General features: G+C 33.2%; 18 protein-coding genes. 10 read left to right on the top strand and 8 right to left on the bottom strand.

The window, feature by feature from the left end:
- Positions 1-27 precede the first annotated feature (27 nt).
- The 3 genes from pepT to VFS71_RS16385 all read left to right on the top strand — a co-directional run bounded on the left by pepT (position 28) and on the right by VFS71_RS16385 (position 2,723).
- On the top strand, positions 28-1,299 hold the full coding sequence (gene pepT / locus VFS71_RS16395) for a peptidase T (RefSeq protein WP_326402628.1): 1,272 nt from the start codon (positions 28-30) through the stop codon (positions 1,297-1,299).
- A gap of 16 nt (positions 1,300-1,315) precedes the next feature.
- Positions 1,316-1,879 carry a YdeI/OmpD-associated family protein gene (locus VFS71_RS16390; protein ID WP_326402627.1) on the top strand — a complete coding sequence of 188 codons (564 nt, stop codon included), beginning with the start codon at positions 1,316-1,318 and terminating at the stop codon, positions 1,877-1,879.
- Positions 1,880-2,150: 271 nt separating this feature from the next.
- Positions 2,151-2,723, top strand: coding sequence for a hypothetical protein (locus tag VFS71_RS16385; protein ID WP_326402625.1), 573 nt, complete (start codon positions 2,151-2,153; stop codon positions 2,721-2,723).
- Between the two features lie 79 nt (positions 2,724-2,802).
- Here the strand turns inward: VFS71_RS16385 and yajC are convergent, their stop codons facing one another.
- The 3 genes from yajC to VFS71_RS16370 all read right to left on the bottom strand — a co-directional run bounded on the left by yajC (position 2,803) and on the right by VFS71_RS16370 (position 5,402).
- Positions 2,803-3,078, bottom strand: a complete 276-nt coding sequence (gene yajC / locus VFS71_RS16380) for a preprotein translocase subunit YajC (RefSeq protein ID WP_326402624.1) — start codon at positions 3,076-3,078, stop codon at positions 2,803-2,805.
- 67 nt (positions 3,079-3,145) lie between these two features.
- Positions 3,146-4,057: a transcription antitermination factor NusB gene (nusB, locus tag VFS71_RS16375; protein ID WP_326402646.1), complete on the bottom strand. Its 912-nt coding sequence runs from the start codon at positions 4,055-4,057 to the stop codon at positions 3,146-3,148.
- Between the two features lie 241 nt (positions 4,058-4,298).
- The gene (locus VFS71_RS16370; RefSeq protein ID WP_326402622.1) at positions 4,299-5,402 is read right to left on the bottom strand and encodes a Glu/Leu/Phe/Val dehydrogenase; all 1,104 of its coding nucleotides are present in this window, start codon (positions 5,400-5,402) and stop codon (positions 4,299-4,301) included.
- 200 nt (positions 5,403-5,602) lie between these two features.
- Between VFS71_RS16370 and VFS71_RS16365 the strand changes: the two genes are divergently transcribed.
- The 3 genes from VFS71_RS16365 (at position 5,603) to VFS71_RS16355 (ending at position 8,381) form a co-directional block, all read left to right on the top strand.
- Positions 5,603-7,363 (top strand): ABC transporter ATP-binding protein, encoded by a 1,761-nt coding sequence (locus VFS71_RS16365; protein WP_326402620.1) that lies wholly within the window; start codon positions 5,603-5,605, stop codon positions 7,361-7,363.
- A 67-nt stretch (positions 7,364-7,430) separates the two neighbouring features.
- On the top strand, positions 7,431-7,811 hold the full coding sequence (locus VFS71_RS16360) for a PUR family DNA/RNA-binding protein (RefSeq protein WP_111409254.1): 381 nt from the start codon (positions 7,431-7,433) through the stop codon (positions 7,809-7,811).
- Positions 7,812-8,060: 249 nt separating this feature from the next.
- Positions 8,061-8,381, top strand: a complete 321-nt coding sequence (locus VFS71_RS16355) for a panthothenate synthetase (protein ID WP_111409255.1) — start codon at positions 8,061-8,063, stop codon at positions 8,379-8,381.
- 74 nt (positions 8,382-8,455) lie between these two features.
- Here the strand turns inward: VFS71_RS16355 and VFS71_RS16350 are convergent, their stop codons facing one another.
- The 4 genes from VFS71_RS16350 to VFS71_RS16335 form a co-directional block, all read right to left on the bottom strand.
- Positions 8,456-9,574 carry a GTP cyclohydrolase gene (locus VFS71_RS16350; RefSeq protein WP_326402619.1) on the bottom strand — a complete coding sequence of 373 codons (1,119 nt, stop codon included), beginning with the start codon at positions 9,572-9,574 and terminating at the stop codon, positions 8,456-8,458.
- Between the two features lie 157 nt (positions 9,575-9,731).
- Positions 9,732-10,223 carry a hypothetical protein gene (locus VFS71_RS16345; protein WP_326402618.1) on the bottom strand — a complete coding sequence of 164 codons (492 nt, stop codon included), beginning with the start codon at positions 10,221-10,223 and terminating at the stop codon, positions 9,732-9,734.
- Between the two features lie 172 nt (positions 10,224-10,395).
- Complete coding sequence (locus VFS71_RS16340) at positions 10,396-11,346, bottom strand: transporter (RefSeq protein ID WP_326402617.1); 951 nt, start codon at positions 11,344-11,346, stop codon at positions 10,396-10,398.
- Between the two features lie 131 nt (positions 11,347-11,477).
- Complete coding sequence (locus VFS71_RS16335; protein WP_326402616.1) at positions 11,478-12,059, bottom strand: non-canonical purine NTP diphosphatase; 582 nt, start codon at positions 12,057-12,059, stop codon at positions 11,478-11,480.
- A 262-nt stretch (positions 12,060-12,321) separates the two neighbouring features.
- Between VFS71_RS16335 and VFS71_RS16330 the strand changes: the two genes are divergently transcribed.
- Entirely contained in the window at positions 12,322-12,756 is a 435-nt protein-coding gene (locus VFS71_RS16330) for a lipocalin family protein (RefSeq protein WP_326402614.1), read from the top strand.
- A 363-nt stretch (positions 12,757-13,119) separates the two neighbouring features.
- Here VFS71_RS16330 and VFS71_RS16325 read toward each other — a convergent pair whose 3' ends face one another.
- Positions 13,120-13,908 carry an NYN domain-containing protein gene (locus VFS71_RS16325; protein WP_326402612.1) on the bottom strand — a complete coding sequence of 263 codons (789 nt, stop codon included), beginning with the start codon at positions 13,906-13,908 and terminating at the stop codon, positions 13,120-13,122.
- 441 nt (positions 13,909-14,349) lie between these two features.
- Here VFS71_RS16325 and VFS71_RS16320 point away from each other — a divergent pair, with 441 nt between their 5' ends.
- The 3 genes from VFS71_RS16320 (at position 14,350) to VFS71_RS16310 (ending at position 17,260) form a co-directional block, all read left to right on the top strand.
- Complete coding sequence (locus tag VFS71_RS16320) at positions 14,350-15,612, top strand: aminotransferase class I/II-fold pyridoxal phosphate-dependent enzyme (protein ID WP_326402610.1); 1,263 nt, start codon at positions 14,350-14,352, stop codon at positions 15,610-15,612.
- A 272-nt stretch (positions 15,613-15,884) separates the two neighbouring features.
- Complete coding sequence (locus tag VFS71_RS16315) at positions 15,885-16,433, top strand: alpha/beta hydrolase (protein ID WP_326402608.1); 549 nt, start codon at positions 15,885-15,887, stop codon at positions 16,431-16,433.
- Between the two features lie 2 nt (positions 16,434-16,435).
- Positions 16,436-17,260, top strand: a complete 825-nt coding sequence (locus VFS71_RS16310) for a sulfurtransferase (protein ID WP_326402606.1) — start codon at positions 16,436-16,438, stop codon at positions 17,258-17,260.
- The last annotated feature ends 21 nt before the right edge of the window (positions 17,261-17,281 follow it).

The following is a 17,281-nucleotide window of genomic DNA, read 5'->3' as shown; positions in this document are numbered from 1 at the left end:
GTTTATCTTTGTCCAAAAACAAATACCATGCAAAATATTATTGATCGCTTTGTAAGTTATGTAACCATAGACACCGAATCTGACGCAAGTTCAAATACCACACCAAGTACAGCTAAACAATGGGATTTAGCCAACAAACTGGTTGAAGAATTAAAAACCATTGGACTACAAGATGTCACCATTGACGACAAAGCCTATATTATGGCAACGCTTCCCAGCAATGTGGATCACGAAGTACCTACAATTGGATTCATTTCACATTTTGATACTACTCCGGATTTTACTGGTGCCAATGTAAAACCCCAAATTATCCCAAATTACGACGGTAAAGACATAGTGTTGAATGCCGAACAAAATATTATCCTCTCCCCTTCCTATTTCAAAGATTTATTGCAATATAAAGGTCAAACACTAATAACCACAGACGGAACTACATTATTAGGAGCTGATGACAAAGCAGGAATTACCGAAATTGTGACCGCTATGGAATTCCTTATTAACAATCCTGAAATCAAACACGGAAAAATCAGAATTGCATTTACACCCGATGAAGAAATAGGTCGTGGTGCTCATCATTTTGATGTGGAAAAATTTAATGCAGAATGGGCTTATACAATGGACGGAAGCCAAGTTGGCGAATTAGAATATGAAAATTTCAATGCAGCTGGTGCCAAAATTATTTTCAAGGGAAAGAGTGTTCACCCTGGCTATGCCAAAGGAAAAATGATCAATTCAATGCTAATTGCCAATGAATTTATTAACGAATTACCTAAAGACGAAACCCCTCAAGACACTAGAGGTTATGAAGGTTTTTTCCACGTACATCATTTAACGGGAAGCATTGAAGAAACCGTGTTGGAATTAATTATTCGCGATCACAACAAGAAAAAATTTGAAAAACGCAAAGACTTAATTACCAAAATCACTAAAAAATTTAACAAACGATTTGCCAAACAATTTGGAGAAGACATTGTGATTACTGAAGTTAAAGATCAATATTACAACATGAAAGAAAAGGTCCTTCCTGTTAAACATATTGTCTTTATTGCTGAAAAAGCGATGAGAGAACTTGGTATTAAACCACTAATAAAACCTATTAGAGGAGGAACCGACGGATGTCAATTGTCGTATAAAGGATTACCTTGTCCAAATATCTTTGCAGGCGGCCATAATTTTCACGGAAAATACGAATATGTACCAGTAGAAAGTATGCAAAAAGCAGTAAATGTAATTGTTAAAATAGCTGAATTGACTGCTAATGGAGCCTATCTAAAAAAAGAAACAGCACCCAAAAAATGATAAAATCTTTTTTTCTATGACCAATAACGATCAATGGGAAACCGAATTAGAACTTTTAAAAACAATCATTGCCAAAACCGAATTGATTGAAACCAATAAATGGGGCGGTTGCGTGTACGTATACAAAAACAAAAATGTAATTGGAGTTGGAGGTTTCAAAAATTTCTTCACCCTTTGGTTTTTCAATGGTGTATTTTTAAAAGATGAAAAAAAACATTTAATCAATGCCAATGAGGGAGTTACCAAATCATTGAGACAATGGCGTTTTGCATCCAAAGAGGAAATTAATGAGAAAGAAATCCTAGCCTACATTCAGGAAGCTATAGAAAATGAAAAGCTGGAAAAAATAATTAAACCTGAAAAAACAAAAACTGAAGTTATAATTCCAACGCTATTGCAAAACGAATTGGATTCTCACAATGATTTGGAAAAAGCTTTCCTGAAATTTAGCCTTTATAAACAAAAGGAATTTATAGAGTATATAGAAACGGCAAAACGCGAAGAAACTAAACTTTCCAGAATTGAAAAGATAAAACCAATGATTTTAAACAATATTGGCTTGAATGATAAATACAGGTAGTTAAGTAAACTTAAAGTTTTAATAAAGAGATCCCAAATTCCGAAGCTACGGAATTTGGGATTTTTTTTATTAAAAGGATTAAAATTTTCATCTCCAAAAAATAAAGTTAACCCTTTAAAAATCAGCAAAATATTAACATTTAAGCTTCAAAATATTCATTATATTTGTTAATACAAAACCGACAATTAATTAATATCGAATGATTTAGAAGAACACAACTCTATGTCTTCAATACAGATAAAGCGATTAATAACCCATCAATAGTACCATTATGATAGAAAAAAAAGAAGATAAAGCAATTCCAGAAAAAGTAGTCAGTCCAGATACGACAAAAGACGAAAAACCAGAAATTAGTAAACCTGCCGTTGTAAAACCGAGAGCAGCAAGATCAACAGTTGCCAGAGCTACAACCACAAAGCCTACAACTGCAAAAACAGTTGTACCTAAGTCAACAGTTGCAAATACTACAACAAAACCAACGGTTGTCAAATCAACTGCTACACGAACTATAACAAGATCCAGCAGAGCCAAAGTTACTGCCCCAGCAACTGGAATTGTAAAAAGTGATATTAAAGTCCCTGCAGCTGTAAAAACTAAAATAGAAAAAACAGCTGAAATTTCCCAAGAGGAAGAAAAGAAGAAAAAGAAAAAAAAATCAAAAATGAAGGAAAAAGAAAAAGAGAAAGCCAAAAAAGCCAAGGCTAAAGAAAAAGCTAAGAAAAAAGCAAAAAAAGCTAAGAAATTAAAAAAAGAGAAAGTCAAAAAAGCAAAGCTAAAAGCTAAAATCAAAGAAAAAAAAGCTAAGGCTAAAGCAAAAAAAACCAAAAAGAACAAGAAAAAATAATGCTATTTTACAAATAAAAAAATCCCAAATTCCAATTAGAAAATCGGAATTTGGGATTTTAAATTTTATAACTTCTTGACTACTCCTTTTTACTCAAAGTTGCGCTCAATTCCATAGAAATTGAAGAGCGCTCCATTTTCAATTTTCCAGCCATTGTTTCAATAACTACAGTAGAATCAGCAATTTCTGATATCTTCCCGTGAATACCACTTTTGGTAATAATTTTATCTCCTACTTTCAAAGCGCTTTCAAATTCTCTTTCGTTTTTAGCACGTTTTTGTTGTGGTCTGATCATAAAGAAATAAATAACCACAAACATTAATAGAAATGGTAAAAACTGTTGTAATTGTCCCATAATTTAAAATTTAGTTTTTGTTAATTGTTTTTATTTTACTGTAAAATTTGGAATTAAATATTGATTATTACATCAAACCTCTTCCGATTTTTACAATTCTTTTATTTGCTTCAAGCTCTTTTACCAAATTATCCAATATACCATTGATAAAAATACTGCTCTTTGGTGTTGAATATTCCTTTGCCAATTCCAAATACTCATTCAAAGTTACTTTCACCGGAATAGATGGAAACTTCAAGAACTCACAAATAGCCATTTTAAGGATAATAGTATCAATTTCGGCAATACGTTCACTATCCCAATTAGGTGTTTTATCAACATATTCTTTAGCCAGTTCCGTTTCGTTTAAAACTGTTTTTCTAAACAAATCTTTCACATAAGCCTTATCTTCATTGTCCTTGTACAATTTTGGAACTCTAAAATTATCGTCCTCCCCTTGTTTTATTGCTTTTAGCTGTTTGATAATATGAGTATTTACCAAAGGAATATCATCAATCCAAGTCAATTTATCATCTTCCAAATAATCGTATAATTTTTCGTTTGGAACAATTACATCCGTAAATATATCAACGATAAACTCTTTATCTTCCTCAAAAGTGTTTACCTCATTACTCATGTATTTGGCATACAAATCACTTTCCTTTATAGCATTCAAAAGAAGAATAATATAATCATCATTCAAAGTCCAATTGTTAATCGAACGATTTTCTAGAGCTATGCTAAGGGAATTATTTTCGGCAAGAATTTGAAAAATACTGTTTTTGATGAATTTCTCATTTGGATTACGTTCTTCTTTTGTAGCCAAATGTTTTTGGCTTGACAGATGTAAAAAAACAGTTTCTTTTTTACATATTTCTATCAGCGAAGAAAGCATGATAAGGTATAAATCTTGAATGGCGTCAATACTATAAAAAAGAAATTTTTCTTCTTTTTCTAGATTATCAGAACCGTTTTGATGCATCGCATAAATGGATTGCATGACTTTAACGCGGATGTGTCTTCTATTTACCACCTTGTAAGAACTTTTTAAATTAGTTTGCAAAACTAAGAATTTCATCGCTTAAATGAAAATTTATAGCTGCTTTATTTGAGAAAGTGTTCACTATTGAACGTTTCGTGCTTCATTTTAAATCGAAACACTTTTAAAAAAAGTGGTCAGTTATCCGTTTTATAGAATCCCATAAAACTGATAGCTGACCACTAAAAATTAATTTCGAAAACTATTTAGCGTTTTCTATTTTTCTTAAATCGATGCGATTTTGTGCAATAGTCAAAGCGGCTTGATGAGTTGTTATTCCATTTGCAACAGCGTAATCAAAAATCTCCAATGTAGTATTGTAGATATTTTCAGTTTTACGCATAATCTCAGCTTTGTCATAATGAGCTAACTCGGCGTAAACATTGATAATTCCACCAGCATTAATCAAGAAATCAGGAGCATAAAGAATACCTCTTTCCTGCAAAATTAAACCGTGTGTATTTTCATTAGCCAATTGATTATTAGCAGCACCAGCAATCACTTTTGCTTTAATTTTATTTACGGTAGCATCGTTAATTGTTGCTCCCATCGCACAAGGTGCATAAATATCAACATCAGCGCTGTATAAATCTTCTCCAGTAAATATTTGAGCATTATATTTTGTTGCTACTTCATACAATTTTTCTTCATTGATATCAGCAATAAAAACTTGGGCTCCCTCTTTAGTCAAATACTCAACCAAAGTCTCACCTACATGTCCAATACCTTGAACCAATACTTTTTTACCTTCTAATTTTTCAGAACCAAATTGTTGTTTTGCGGCTGCTTTCATTCCCATATACACTCCAAAAGCAGTAATAGGAGAAGGATTACCGGCTCCACCTCTTTCTTCTGAAATTCCGGTAACGTAAGGAGTTACATCTCTTACCAAATCCATGTCCGAAGTTTCCATTCCAACATCTTCAGCCGTAATATATCTTCCACTTAGAGAATGTACAAACTCTCCAAATTTACGCATCAATTCTGGAGTTTTTTGAGTTTTGGCATCACCCATAATAACTGCTTTTCCACCACCAATATTCAATCCTGTGATAGCCGCTTTATAAGTCATCCCTCTGGATAAACGTAAAACATCATTCAAAGCTTCCCATTCATTAGCATAATTAAACATACGAGTTCCTCCTAATGCAGGTCCCATAACCGAATTATGAATACCAATAATTGCTTTTAATCCCGTATCTTTGTCGTTACAAAAAACGATTTGCTCGTGATCATTAAAAGACAATTGTCCAAAAACTGGATCCATTTTTTGAAGTTCTTTCCCAGTGGTAACAGTAGCATCCATAGTACTATTTTTTTAGTTAAAAATTACGAATTTATCAAAAAGACAAACCAAACATACGCAAAAAATAAATATACAGTATTAAATTTATCTAAAAATAAATATCTGTCAATTATTTAGAGAAAATGATTTTTTAACCCAATTGTTAAAATTCAGACATTAAATAAAAAACAAAAACAATTCAATAGCGAATCTCTTATAACATGAAAGAATTACGATATTTAAATAAATATTTCATTAAGTACAAATACAGCTTTTCACTAGGTATAATTATCACCATAATCGCACAAATATTTTCTTTATTTACGCCAAAACTGATTAGTAAGTCATTTAATGAAATTGAAGCTTTCGCAAAAACTAAATCTGTAGACTCCAGCGTAATAAGTCAAGAATTAATTTCGAATATCTTATTAATTATCGCAACGACTATAATAGCAGGTTTCCTTACTTTCCTGATGCGACAAACTTTGATTGTAATGTCTCGTCATATCGAATTCGATTTAAAAAATGAAGTTTTTCGTCAATATGAAAATCTATCCCAAAATTTCTACAAGCAAAACCGAACAGGAGATTTAATGAATCGCATAAGCGAAGACGTTTCTAAAGTAAGGATGTATGTTGGCCCGGCCGTAATGTACACCATAAACACCTTTATCCGTTTTGCAATCGTAATTGGCTATATGTATAATGTATCACCAAGATTAACTTTATATACCATATTACCTTTACCTATATTATCCTATTGCATCTTCAAATTGAGTTCTGAAATCAATAAAAGATCGACAACTTTCCAACAATATTTATCAAAAGTTTCCAGTTACACACAAGAAGTTTTTTCAGGAATAAGGGTTATAAAAGCCTATTCATTAGAAGATCAGCATCAATCCAACATCAATGACTTGGCAAATGAAAGCAAAAGCAAAAGCTTAAGTTTGGCAAAGGTGCAATCCCTATTTGGCCCTTTAATGATTGCTTTGATTGGTGTCAGTAACTTAATTGTAATTTATTTTGGAGGTTTGATGTACATTCACGGAACCATCAAAAGTATTGGTACTATTGCTGAATTCATTTTATACGTCAACATGCTAACTTGGCCCGTGGCTTCACTAGGATGGGTCTCCTCTATGGTCCAAGAAGCCGAAGCATCTCAAAAAAGATTGAATGAATTTTTGAAAATAGAACCTGAAATTCAGAATACAAATATTCACAGATCAAAAATAGAAGGCAGCATCACGTTTGACAATGTGAGTTTCACCTATAATGACACTCAAATAAAAGCGCTCCAGAATGTATCCTTCACCGTTCATAAAGGAGAAACTCTAGCAATTTTAGGAAAAACAGGCTCTGGAAAATCTACCGTTTTGGCTTTACTATCCCGATTATATGATGTAACTAGCGGGCAAATTTTGATAGACAATCATGAAATTAGTCAACTCAACTTGTTTGATTTACGCAACAGCATCGGAGTAGTTCCCCAAGATGCCTTTTTATTTTCAGACACCATCAAAAACAACATCAAGTTTGGAAAAGAAGATGCAACCGATCAAGAAGTTGAAGCAGTGGCAAAAAGCGCTGTTGTTCATGACAATATTATCGGTTTTAACAAAGGATACGACACCATATTAGGAGAAAGAGGAATTACACTTTCCGGTGGGCAAAAACAACGCGTCTCTATCGCTAGGGCGATTATAAAAAATCCAGAAATTTTACTTTTTGACGACTGCCTGTCTGCTGTTGATACCGAAACCGAAGAGGCCATTTTGAACAACCTATATCAAATATGCAAGAATAAAACTACTATAATAGTAAGTCATAGGGTTTCTTCTGCAAAAAATGCAGATAAAATTATCATTCTTGAAGATGGAAAGATAATTGAACAAGGCACTCATAATCAATTAATAAACCAAGACGGATATTATGCAGCGCTTTATTTAAAGCAACTTTCGGAAAAAGAATTGCTTTAATTGTTGGATAATACATATATTTTTAAGATTTTTGATTGCTATTAAATAAAAAAATGACGATAAGATTATGAGAGAAAATGATATGTTAGAAAAAGAAGAAATATTTTCAAAAGTCTTAAGAGCTGGCAGAAGAACCTATTTCTTTGACGTAAGAGCTACTAAAGCCGACGATTATTATATTACGATTACCGAAAGTAAAAAGTTCACCGAAGAAGATGGTTCTTTTCATTTCAAAAAACATAAAATCTATTTGTACAAAGAAGATTTTACCGCTTTTTCAGAAATTCTAGAAGACATGACATCTTACGTTTTGAACCACAAAGGCGAAGAAGTAATTTCAGAAAGACACCAAAAAGATTTCAAAAAAGAATATGCTTTAGATAAAACAGACGAAGACATTGTTCCAAATACATCTAGCTTTACTGATATCGAATTTGACGATATTTAATTAGAGAAAACTGATTAATAAAAGTCCAAGAATCACATGATTTTTGGACTTTTTTTATGCTTTAAAACAAGCAAAAAAACAAATTATCTCTATAGGAATTAAAAGTTCCATTTTGGCTTTTCAAATTAAAAAACAAGAAAATACTCTAATTAAAATCCAAACAAAACGTATTGATTATCAATTATTTACATACATATTTAACATAATTATTTTGTACCTTTAGAAGTATTAACTTTAAATCCAGTCACAATGAAAATGTTAATTAATGTTATCTTTCCTATTGAACCTTTCAACTCAATGGTTAGAAATGGTACAGCTGGCGAAATCATTGGTCGCGTTATTGATGATATCAAACCAGAAAGCATTTATTTTTCTGAACAAGAAGGAAACAGAGGTGCGGTTATGATTGTTGATATTCCAGATTCCTCAGCAATTCCCGCTATTTGCGAACCTTGGTTTTTAAATTTTGAAGCACATTGCGAAATTAGAATTGCAATGACACCCGATGATTTGATGAAAGCTAACCTCAATAAACTAGCTGAAAAATGGAGTGATGTTCATGCTATCTAAAAAAAATGTGGCGTATAAACTTAAAGACCTCTTCATATGAATGAAGAGGTTCCTTTTTTTTTAAACAAATTGATTTACAGTGATTTCCTAAAGGTTTTTCTTCGGCAATGAACCACGGGATTAAAGTTTTTCCAAATCAATTGAATAGCCAAATTATCTGATAATTCGGGTGTTCTATAACAGTACTCTATTCCTTTTTCAGTAAACGTTTTGTAATATTCATTAAAAATCACTGCGGTCACCCCTTTGTTCTGATAATCGGGACGCACACCAATAAGATAAAAAACAACATCTTTGCTATTCCGTCTTGCTTTCAATAAATGCAAAAAACCGAAAGGAAATAATTTACCATTGGCTTTTTGAAGCGCTTTCGAAAAACTAGGCATCACAATCCCAAAAGCCACAAGATTTCCATCCTTGTCCTCCACATATTTTATGTATTCGGGATTGATGAAACTGATGTATTTTTTTTTGAAATATTCTTTTTGAACATTGGATATCGCAACAAACGAAGACAAACTAGCGTAGGACTCATTAAACAAATCAAACATTTTGTCCACGTAAGGCATTACATCTTTGGTAGATTTGAAATTGATCGGTTTCAATTGGTAACGTTTTTTAACCAATTCATTTACTTTTTCAAAAAATTCCGGTTTGGCATTTGCAAAAGGGAATTTATTCTCCATATACTCTTTCTCGGTCACGTAACCTAATTTTTCAAAATGAGTTGCGTAATACGGATGATTATACCAGGTGATCATCGTTCCCAATTCATCAAAACCTTCGGTTAAAACACCTACTTTATCCAGATTTGAGAATCCCATTGGTCCTTCTACATATTCCAGATTATTCTTTCGTCCCAGTTCATATACTTTTTCAAGTAAAGCCTTTGTTACTTCAACATCGTCAATAACATCAAACCAGCCAAAACGAACTTTCTTTTTCTGTTGATTATTAACCTCATCCCAGTTGATGATTGTTGCAATTCTACCAACAATCTGATTGTTTTTGTAAGCAACATAAAAATTAGCTTCTGCACTGTTAAAAGCTGGATTCTTGGTTTTATCGAATGTTTCCAGTTCATCTGCAATTATGGGCGGAACCCAATATGAATTACCTTTGTATAAGGAAAAAGGAAATTTTATGAATTCGATTAACTCGTTTTTGGTCTTGGCTTCTTGAATGGTAATCATTTAGATGAAATTGTGTCAATTTATAGCTACTAAAGCGTTTGTTTGTAAATAATGGAAACGCTACGAATATAGCCAACTTTGGCACAATAAAAAAAGGTTGCATAAAAAAAGCCCAAAATAATGGGCTTCTAAGTTTTTAAAAAATTTGTTTTCTTAATTATTTCACTATCGTAATATAACTAGTAGTTTGCCCTTCAGCTCCCAAAACTAGAACATCATTTAACCACAGTTTTTCTAATATAACGGAACCTCTAGTTCTTCTGTATTTTGCTTTGAAAGTATCGGTTTCTGTTTCGTTCCAACGCAAATAGGTAATCGGATACTCTTCAGAAGAATCTGCATTCAAAAAAATACGCATCCCTTTTCCTGTTTCCTGTTCCGATAATTTTTCAACAAAAAAACCTCTAGGATTATCTAAAATGGCACCTGTCGTATTATAACCATAACCAAGTTCTTTTCCTTGTATTAAATATTTTATAATAATGCTATTTTCTGGATATTTATCAGTGCCTAAAATATTTTCACCAGCACTATTTTTAAGATAAACATCAACATTTTCTGCAAGTACGACTCCCTGTATGTTTTCAGGATCATCACTATTACATGAAATACATAGAATCGCAATAAAAAGAATATAATTTTTTTTCATAATATTAATTATTAAATAAATAGCAATGAACTAGTTGAGATTCATCTCTTAAAACAAATGTAAAATTTGTTTTCAACCAATCAAATTTTTAACAATTAATTTCCTAAGAATCATTTATTCGTTTTTTGACCTCTGAAATCTGATCGTTTTTAATTATAGGGTATTAATACTATTATTTCTTTGTTTTTTTAAACCCATTTTTGGTTTTGGTCCTTTTGGCCATTTTTTCTGCAGCTTCTTCTTCTTTGGTCAAAAGATGAACTTCCTTATATCGTCCATCATAACGCCATGATATTCCAACACCTCCGTAAAGAAGCGAAGGAGTATCCTTAAAATTGGTGCTTATAGAAGCATCAACCTGCATGTTTCGATTAATCAAATAAGCTGCTCCGCCTCGAACGATGGCATCACTATAAAAATCGCTTTTTATACCTTGATTTTCTACAAAAGCCGACCATTTTTGATTAATTCCTTTGGTTAAGGTTAAAATATAACTCAAACTAGGATAATCGGTAGTTATGTAATTATAAATAATATTGGTAACAAAAACCCAAGAACCGTCACCTAAATGATTTTGCAAAATCAAAGCTGCCTTTGGAGAGATAGCCGATTCTGGAGAAAAATAATATGGATTATCGGCACCTGTAAAATTGGCTCCAGCAAAAACGGCAACTGCTGGAATTACTTGATGCCAATCGAATTTGTGATTTGCCTTCCAGCTGTATATATTTGCTTCTTTTTTATATCCTTTATTAGGATCATAAATCAAATATTTAGCTCCCAAAACTGATTGCTTAAAATCGGCTCTATCATCAATTTGCATAGGATACGTAAAAGTTTCATTTACATATTGAACATCTGCAATAAATTCTAAATTCTCAAGAAATGCACCATATCTCAATTCAAAATCAATCCCAAAACCATTGGCATCATACTTAGACAAACTGTGACTTTCTTGAATGCCAAACACACCTGTTTCTACTTGTATAACCGTTTTTCCAACTGCAAAAGCCGACATGGATTCGCCTGGTCTGTTTGAATTAATTTCATCTGTGTGTTGCCCGTAATGAACTGTTGGAATTAATAAAAGAGAAGCAAAAAATAATGTTTTGATATTGAACATACTGAATTATTTGAGTGAAAAGCTATAACGCATTTCAAATGTACTATATTTTATTGTAACAATCATTTGGTTAAAAATTTCTTAGAATATTTAAAAAAGAATCATCTGCTTTATTCAATATTCAAAAAAATTTACTGCGGATTCTGATTTAAAAAGGTAATTAACTCTTGAGTAGCTTTTCCTCTGTGACTTATAGTATTCTTAGTTTCTAATGAAAGTTGAGCAAACGTTTCCTGATAACCTTCAGGTCTAAAAATCGGGTCGTAACCAAAACCTTGATTGCCGCTTTTTTCTAAAGTGATTTCACCTTTGGCAATTCCAGTAAAAAGATACTGTTTCCCTTCAAGATTTAAAGTAATTACGGTTTTAAATTGGGCATTCCTATTCGTTGAATTCTCTAAATTTACAAGCAATTTATTCATATTGTCTTCAGCCGATTTTTGTTCTCCAGCATATCGGGCAGAATAAACTCCTGGTTCTCCATTCAAAGCTTCTACCTCAAGTCCAGTATCATCTGCAAAGCAATCATAACCATATTTCTCGGTTATGTGATTTGCTTTCATAATAGCATTTCCTTCAATTGTATCAGCAGTTTCTGGAATTTCTTCATAACAACCTATACTTTCCAGGCTAATAATTTCAATGCTTTCAGGAAGCATACTTTGTATTTCGTGAATTTTATTGGCATTGTTGGTAGCGAAGACGATTTTCATTATAATTTTAATAGATTTAAATTTAAAAAGTAAAAATACGGCGTTTTAAAATGGTTTTTATTATTTTTTTAATTTATAAAAAATTAAGTTTTTTTTTGTAATACTTTGATGCTTAATTACCTGCAAACACATAACTGATATCAAAACATTAAGTTTATTTTAATAGTATTTGTATGTAAGTAATTTTAACATAAAATATTTTTTTATCCTTATTTTTACTGTTAATATTTTCTTTTAATAAACAAAAAAAAAAAAAAAAAAAATGAAAAAATTAAGTATTTTATTCCTTTCAGTTTTGACTTTAGGAATGGCTGTTGTCTCTTGTAGTAAAGATGATGATAATGAAACTTCTGCTTCTATTGAAGGAAAATGGAATTTGAGTAAAATGAGCTATACGGCTAATAATATAACATCTCCAGAGGCGGACAACTGGGATAATACTCCAGGCTGTACCAAAAATTATTTAGAAATTAAAACAGGAGGTGTTGCCGTATATGGTTCCTACGAAGGTTCAGATTGCACTCTTTCAACAGAAACTGGAACTTGGTCTAAAGATGGAAATAAAATTACTATTAAATATGGTACTGATATTGAAGTTTATGAACTAATAAGTGTAACAGATTCAGGTTTGACTCTTAGATATACATTCACTGAATCAGGACAATCTTTCACTGTAAATGATATTTATACAAAATAATTGTTTAAATATTGAATATAAAAGCCAACAGTAATGTTGGCTTTTTTTATTATGATTTTTAATACCAAATTTATTTCGGGATAATGTTGCTTATCTGTTTAATAAAATTAGATTTAAAACAATTAAACAACAGCAGGTTAAAATACAGTTAAAAATCTACTTTTCATTGACTTACGCGTAATATAATTGTAAATTTGACTGTGGTTCTGATTAATTACTTGAGCATATAATATCACAAATATTTAATATTAGAAAAAGTATCTCAATAGTCAGCTATACCGAATTTAAGTATAAGTTAGATAATGATAAATCAGAACTTACAAATTGGAGGGTGGTACATACACCCTCCTTTTTTGTTGCTTATTAAGTATATCGCAATCTAACATAAACATGTTTGATTCCTTTTTTATCGGAATCCCTTTCGTCAATTTCCAGAATATCGGTTAAGGATTTAAGTAATGGAGTGAGTTTACTAAAACCGTAGCTTCTAGGGTCAAACTCAGGCTTTTTCTTTACGATTAGATTTCCAACATCGCCTAAGAAAGCCCAACCGTCATCATCTCCAATGGCATCGATAGTATCTTCTATCAACTCAATTGTTTTATTGTCGATTTTTATGGCAGTTTCTTTTTCGGGAGTTTTCTTAGTGCCCTTAGTATCAGTTGCAGAAGCTGTAGCCGCTTGTTTAGGCTTTTTCTTTTTGATGGCTCCTTCCAGAACCTCAATAAAAATGAATCGGTCGCAAGAAACAATAAAGGGATTCGGCGTTTTTTTCTCACCCATACCAATAACTTTCATTCCCGACTCTCGCAATCGAATAGCCAGTCTGGTAAAATCACTGTCACTGGAAACAATACAAAAACCATCCACTTTATCAGAATACAGCAAATCCATCGCATCAATAATCAAGGCCGAATCGGAAGAATTTTTCCCAACGGTGTAGCTATATTGCTGAATGGGCGTAATGGCGTGTTCCAACAAGACCGATTTCCAGCCGTTGGCATTTGGTTTAGTCCAATCGGCATAAATACGTTTGGTGGTAGGTGTTCCGTATTTGGCAATTTCCTCCATCATTCCTTTTACGTTGCTGTATGGAACGTTGTCTGCATCAATAAGTACGGCGAGTTTTAGTTCTTTTGCATTTTGAGACATCTTTTCTATTTTATATTGTAGATTATTAGATTCTAAATTTTCATATTGAAATTATCATTCTTATTGCCATATTAATCGAACCTGATTCAAATATACGTGTTTTTATTGAAAAAAGTTGTCATTTCACGCATTAGCCCTGATGGAAATGGAAAGCCTCGATGGAATAAACCTATTTTTTCTTGTGGTGCAAGAGCGACTGGAGGAAGCTCCTTGCGGCACAATAGAAAAAAAGGTTTATGACGGAGAGCTTGTAATGTACAGCAGGAAATAGCTCCCACATCCGACTGAACTCAAAATGACAACATTAGTTATTATAATGGTTTGGATTTGAAAAAATAAATATACTTTCAAGATGCTAATACATTATAAATAATTATTTTTGCACCCGATTCCGAAACTTCGGAACGAGACTTTAAATTAATAGTAGTAGAAATATATATTATGGTAAAAGATTTATTCGAAAGAATTCAAAACAATAAAGGACCTTTAGGAAAATGGGCTTCACAAGCGGAAGGTTATTTTGTATTCCCAAAATTAGAAGGAGACTTAGGACCAAGAATGAAATTTCAAGGAAAAGAGGTTTTGAACTGGAGTTTGAATGACTATTTGGGTCTTGCAAACCATCCAGAAGTTCGTAAAGCAGATGCAGATGCAGCTATTGAGTATGGCGCTGCTGCCCCAATGGGAGCGCGTATGATGAGCGGACACACTAAATATCACGAACAATTAGAGAATGAATTGGCTGCTTTCGTAATGAAAGAATCAGCTTATTTGTTGAATTTTGGTTACCAAGGAATGGTTTCTATCATTGATGCGTTGGTTACTAGAAATGATGTGATTGTGTACGATGTAGACGGACACGCTTGTATTATTGACGGAGTTCGTTTGCATAGTGGAAAACGTTTTACGTACAAGCACAACGACATCGAAAGCATGGAGAAAAACCTGCAACGCGCTACGAAATTAGCCGAAGAAACTGGTGGTGGTATCTTATTTATTACCGAAGGTGTTTTTGGAATGCGTGGACAACAAGGAAAGCTGAAAGAGATTGTAGAAATGAAAAAGAAATACAATTTCCGTTTACTTGTTGATGATGCACACGGTTTTGGAACACTTGGTAAAACAGGTGCCGGAGCTGGTGAAGAACAAGGTTGTCAAGATGGAATTGATGTTTACTTCTCTACGTTTGCAAAATCAATGGCGAATATCGGTGCTTTCGTGGCTGCAGATAAAGACATTATCGATTATTTAAAATACAACTTACGTTCTCAAATGTTTGCGAAAGCGTTGCCAATGATCCAAACTATTGGTTCATTAAAGCGTTTACAATTGTTGCGTGATAACCCAGGATTGAAAGACAAATTATGGGAAAATGTAAACACTTTGCAAAATGGTTTGAGAAGCAAAGGATTTAATATTGGTGACACCAATACTTGCGTTACTCCAGTTTATCTTGAAGGAAGCGTGCCAGAAGCGATGGTAATGGTAAATGACTTAAGAGAAAACTATGGTATTTTCTTGTCAATCGTAATTTATCCGGTTATACCAAAAGGAATGATTTTATTGCGTGTTATCCCTACTGCTTCCCATACATTGGAAGATATTGCTGAAACGCTTACTTCTTTTGAAGCGATCCGCGAGAAATTAGTAAATGGAACTTACAAAGAAATTGCTAGCAGAACTACTGTAGATTTGGACGCTTAATTTTAAGTCATCCATTTGAATATAGAAAATCCATCAGCCTCGGTTGATGGATTTTTTTTTTTGGAGCACACATTTTTGGAACTATCCTATTCAGTCCCGCTATCCGTTACAATTCCCGATCAAGAAAAACTCCGGCAAAAAAGCCTTGTTTTTCTAAATCGGGAGATTTCCACTTCTATCGGGGCTAAATAACAACTTTAGACTTTCATAAGAAGCTATGCCAACAACGTATAAAAAATCTGTATTTTTATACCATCAAAATAATGTAAAAAATGACCCCGCACTTATTAATCATTCCAGGACTCGGTGATTCTGGCGAAAAACACTGGCAAAGCTTTTGGTTGCAAAAATTTACCAATTCAACCAAAGTCATACAAGACAATTGGGACGAACCTCAACTCGAGGAATGGCTTGAAAGACTTTCAAAAACTATTCAACAAATAGAGGAGCCAACCATTTTGGTGGCTCATAGTCTGGCAGTTTCCCTAGTGATGCATTGGATTTCCCAAAATAACAATCCAAACATCGTTGGCGCCATGCTTGTCGCTCCCGCCGATGTCGATTCTCCAGCACACACACCCGATTTCCTGAGGCACTTTTCCCCTATTCCAACGCAAGTAGTTCCTTTTCCAACACTGGTAATTGGAACCGAAAATGACACTTATATGTCATTGGAAAGAGCCAAAGAATTAGCCGATTATTGGGGCAGTGATTTTATCAACGTTGGCAAAAAAGGACACATAAACTCTGAATCTAATCTCGAATATTGGGAAGAAGGACAAAATTATTTACAACAATTAACAGCAAAAATTAAGTTCTAAAAATGACAAATCCAATAGTTTCAGCAGCTTGGCTTCAAGAACATTTAAACGATTCCAATTTAATCATACTAGAGGCTAGATTGGAACAAAACCAATCCAATTTGGAGAATCAAAATCCCGATTTACAAATAAAAGGCGCTCGTTTATTTGATATCAAAAATAATTTTAGCGACACAAGCAATCCATTACCAAACACTTTTCCTTCGGAAGAAAAATTCACTACTGAATCTCAAAAATTAGGCATCAACTCAAACAGCACAATTGTCGTTTATGATACTTTAGGAATCTATTCCAGCCCAAGAGCCTGGTGGATGTTCAAAGCGATGGGACATTCGAATGTTTTTGTCTTGGACGGCGGACTTCCGGAATGGATAAAAAAAGGATTTCCAACAGAAAAGCAACAACAAGCAAGTACTTACCCAAAAGGGAATTTCGAAGCCAAATTTCAGCCTGAATTAATCAAAAACAAAGAGCAGATTCAGGAAAATATCGCAACCAAAGAAGCTGTTCTTATGGATGCCAGATCAGCGGATCGATTCCACGCTACTCACGAAGAACCGAGAGCCGGATTAAGAAGCGGACATATTCCCGGTTCCATAAATATTCCATTTACTGACTTGCAACAAGACGGAAAGTTCAAATCGACAGAAGAGTTAAAAGAAATCCTAAAACTGAACGATCAGCCTTTATTCTTTACCTGTGGCTCCGGAATCACCGCCTGCATCGTTTTACTGGCCACTGAGTTGATTTCAGACAATCCAAAAGCCGTTTATGATGGTTCATGGACAGAATGGGGACATGCTACTGATTTGCCTATTGAAAAATAAAAAGGGGATTCCGTCTATATC

The sequence above is a fragment of the Flavobacterium sp. genome, from assembly GCF_035760125.1.
Lineage (GTDB): Bacteria > Bacteroidota > Bacteroidia > Flavobacteriales > Flavobacteriaceae > Flavobacterium.
This window is presented reverse-complemented; position numbering and strand designations above follow the sequence as displayed.

What these genes read in the sequence shown, in the direction of transcription:
- VFS71_RS16385 (WP_326402625.1), top strand. Translation starts at nt 2,151, where the DNA reads ATGATAGAAAAAAAAGAAGATAAAGCAATTCCAGAAAAAGTAGTCAGT.
- VFS71_RS16355 (WP_111409255.1), top strand. Translation starts at nt 8,061, where the DNA reads ATGAAAATGTTAATTAATGTTATCTTTCCTATTGAACCTTTCAACTCA.
- VFS71_RS16345 (WP_326402618.1), bottom strand. Translation starts at nt 10,223, where the DNA reads ATGAAAAAAAATTATATTCTTTTTATTGCGATTCTATGTATTTCATGT.
- VFS71_RS16350 (WP_326402619.1), bottom strand. Translation starts at nt 9,574, where the DNA reads ATGATTACCATTCAAGAAGCCAAGACCAAAAACGAGTTAATCGAATTC.
- VFS71_RS16335 (WP_326402616.1), bottom strand. Translation starts at nt 12,059, where the DNA reads ATGAAAATCGTCTTCGCTACCAACAATGCCAATAAAATTCACGAAATA.
- VFS71_RS16365 (WP_326402620.1), top strand. Translation starts at nt 5,603, where the DNA reads ATGAAAGAATTACGATATTTAAATAAATATTTCATTAAGTACAAATAC.
- VFS71_RS16340 (WP_326402617.1), bottom strand. Translation starts at nt 11,346, where the DNA reads ATGTTCAATATCAAAACATTATTTTTTGCTTCTCTTTTATTAATTCCA.
- nusB (WP_326402646.1), bottom strand. Translation starts at nt 4,057, where the DNA reads ATGCAATCCATTTATGCGATGCATCAAAACGGTTCTGATAATCTAGAA.
- VFS71_RS16315 (WP_326402608.1), top strand. Translation starts at nt 15,885, where the DNA reads ATGACCCCGCACTTATTAATCATTCCAGGACTCGGTGATTCTGGCGAA.
- VFS71_RS16330 (WP_326402614.1), top strand. Translation starts at nt 12,322, where the DNA reads ATGAAAAAATTAAGTATTTTATTCCTTTCAGTTTTGACTTTAGGAATG.
- VFS71_RS16370 (WP_326402622.1), bottom strand. Translation starts at nt 5,402, where the DNA reads ATGGATGCTACTGTTACCACTGGGAAAGAACTTCAAAAAATGGATCCA.
- VFS71_RS16310 (WP_326402606.1), top strand. Translation starts at nt 16,436, where the DNA reads ATGACAAATCCAATAGTTTCAGCAGCTTGGCTTCAAGAACATTTAAAC.
- VFS71_RS16325 (WP_326402612.1), bottom strand. Translation starts at nt 13,908, where the DNA reads ATGTCTCAAAATGCAAAAGAACTAAAACTCGCCGTACTTATTGATGCA.
- VFS71_RS16360 (WP_111409254.1), top strand. Translation starts at nt 7,431, where the DNA reads ATGAGAGAAAATGATATGTTAGAAAAAGAAGAAATATTTTCAAAAGTC.
- VFS71_RS16320 (WP_326402610.1), top strand. Translation starts at nt 14,350, where the DNA reads ATGGTAAAAGATTTATTCGAAAGAATTCAAAACAATAAAGGACCTTTA.
- yajC (WP_326402624.1), bottom strand. Translation starts at nt 3,078, where the DNA reads ATGGGACAATTACAACAGTTTTTACCATTTCTATTAATGTTTGTGGTT.
- pepT (WP_326402628.1), top strand. Translation starts at nt 28, where the DNA reads ATGCAAAATATTATTGATCGCTTTGTAAGTTATGTAACCATAGACACC.
- VFS71_RS16390 (WP_326402627.1), top strand. Translation starts at nt 1,316, where the DNA reads ATGACCAATAACGATCAATGGGAAACCGAATTAGAACTTTTAAAAACA.